Source organism: Deinococcus rhizophilus, from assembly GCF_030271215.1.
Taxonomy (GTDB): Bacteria; Deinococcota; Deinococci; order Deinococcales; family Deinococcaceae; genus Deinococcus; species Deinococcus rhizophilus.
The window spans coordinates 1-2,506 of record NZ_JASNGB010000273.1; the positions used below are offsets into that span (position 1 = coordinate 1).

2 protein-coding genes are annotated in these 2,506 nt (G+C 71.3%); one reads left to right on the top strand and one right to left on the bottom strand.

Features of this window, described 5'->3' with window-relative positions:
* Positions 1-374 (bottom strand): GNAT family N-acetyltransferase (locus tag QOL99_RS16445; RefSeq protein WP_285525401.1); only part of this gene is annotated, 374 nt, incomplete at its 3' end.
* Positions 375-446: 72 nt separating this feature from the next.
* Here QOL99_RS16445 and QOL99_RS16450 point away from each other — a divergent pair.
* Positions 447-2,506: glutamine--tRNA ligase/YqeY domain fusion protein (locus tag QOL99_RS16450; RefSeq protein WP_285525403.1), on the top strand; the 2,060-nt coding region annotated here is incomplete at its 3' end.

The window sequence follows — 2,506 nt, forward strand, 5'->3', positions numbered from 1 at the left end:
CGGCCCGGATAGACGCTGTCGGCGAAGATGCCGGGCAGCCCCCGCCCGCGCACCTCCGCGAGGCTGGCCGCGTGCAGGGCGCGGGCCACCCCCCGGCCCCGGGCCTCGGGCGCCGCCGCGAGAAAGGAATTGAAGCCCGCCCCCGGCAGCAGGTGGTACACGGTGCCGCCCCGCACCTGCCCGGCTTCGTCTTCGGCGACCAGGATGCGGTCCTCGCGCCTTCCCCGGCCTCCGCCCGACACCAGGCGCCCGAAGGCGGCGGGCGGGATCAGCATGTCGGGGGCGTAGTAGCTGCGTTCCTGAATCTTCCCGAAGGCGGCGAGGGCGGGGTCGCCTGGGTCGGTGACGCGGCGAACGGTGAGGGGGCCAGTCATGGGCGGCAGCCTACGCCCGCTCCCCCACCCGCGACTGCGGAGGCGGGCACGCTGGGCCGCTATCCTGCCCGCATGACCGCGCCCCGGGTGGCCCCCAACTTCATCACCGAGATTATCGAGCGCGACCTGCGCGAAGGGAAATACCCACAGGTCGTGACCCGCTTTCCGCCGGAGCCCAATGGCTACTTGCACCTGGGGCATACCTTCGCGTCCTTTCTCGACTTCCAGACGGCGCTGCAATACGGCGGGCGCTACCACCTGCGGCTGGACGACACCAACCCCGAGGGCGAGAGCGTGGAGTTCGCCCAGGCCATTCAGGACGACCTGCGCTGGCTGGGGTGGGACTGGGGGCCTCACCTGTACTACGCCTCGGACAACTTCGAGCGGTACTACGGCTACGCCCAGCAGCTGATCCGGCAGGGCGACGCCTACGTGGACTCGGTGAGCGCCGACGAGATGGCGAGGCTGCGCGGCACCCCGAGCACGCCCGGCACCCCCAGCGAGTACCGTTCGCGCACGCCCGAGGAGAACCTCGACCTGTTCGCGCGGATGCGGGCCGGAGAGTTCCCCGACGGAGCACACGTGCTGCGCGGCAGGATCGACCTCGCCTCGCCCAACATGAAGCTGCGCGACCCGGTGCTCTACCGCATCCTGCGCGGGCACCACTACCGCACGGGCGACGCGTGGTGCATCTACCCCATGTACGACTTCCAGCACCCCCTGCAGGACGCGCTGGAGGGCGTCACCCACTCCATGTGCAGCCTGGAGTTCGTGGACAACCGCGCGATTTACGACTGGCTGATGGAGCGGCTGGGCTTCGATCCGCGCCCCCACCAGTATGAGTTCGGGCGCCGGGGGCTGGAATACACCATCACCAGCAAGCGCAAGCTGCGGCGGCTGGTGCAAGAAGGCCACGTCTCCGGCTGGGACGATCCCCGGATGCCCACCCTGCGGGCACAGCGCCGACTGGGGGTGACGCCGGAAGCGGTGCGGGCCTTCGCCGCACAGATCGGCGTGAGCCGCACCAACCGCACGGTCGATATCAGCATCTATGAAAACGCCGTGCGCGACGATCTCAATCACCGCGCCCCCCGCGTGATGGCGGTGCTGGACCCCGTGCGCATCGTCCTGACCAACCTGCCGGAAGGGGAGACGCGCCCGCTCTCGCTCCCCTACTGGCCCCACGACGTGATCCGCGACTCGCCCGACGGCCTGGTCGCCCGGCCCGGCGGTGAGCGGGTGGCGCCCGAGGCCGCCGTGCGCGAGGTGCCCCTCTCGCGTGAGCTGTACATCGAGCGCGAGGACTTCGCGCTGGAGCCGCCGAAAGGCTACAAGCGCCTGACGCGGGGCGGCACCGTGCGCCTGCGGGGGGCCGGGATCATCCGCGCCGACGAGGTGGAGACGGACGGGGCCGGGAACGTGACGGCCATCCACGCGACCCTGCTGGGCGAGGACGCGAGGGCCGCCGGGGTCATCCACTGGGTGGGCGCCGCCCACGCCCTTCCCGCCGAGTTCCGCCTGTATGACCGCCTCTTCCGGGTCGCGCATCCCGAGGGCGCCAGTACTGATGGAGAGGGGCCCGACGACATCGCCCCCGACTTCGACCCCGAGCGCATGGGCCACGAGAACGAGGCCGCGCCCCTCGACGCGGGCTTCCTGCGGTTCCTGAATCCGCAGAGCCTGCGCGTGGTGCGTGGGTACGTGGAGCCCAGCGTGGCGGGCAATCCCGAAGACACCCGTTACCAGTTCGAGCGGCAGGGCTACTTCTGGCGTGATCCGGTGGGCAGCCGTGAAGACGCGCTGGTGTTCGGGCGAATCATCACGCTGAAAGACACCTGGGCAAAGGAGGCGCAGAAGGACACGCCGAAGGCGGAAGCCAAAGCCCCCAGGTCTGCTCCGAAAGCCGGGGCTCCGCAGGCCACCAGCCAGAAATCCCACGCCGCCCCCCTCACCCCTGAGCAGGAGGCCGAGGTCGCCCGCCTGACCCGGCTGGGCGCGTCCCCGGCGGATGCGCGGACGGTCGCGCGGGACCCGGCGCTGCTCGCGTTCCTGGCAGGAGCGCAGCCCGGCGCCACGTTGGGACAGGTCGCCTCGTGGACGGTCAACGACCTCGCGGGGCCGCTGCGGGCGGG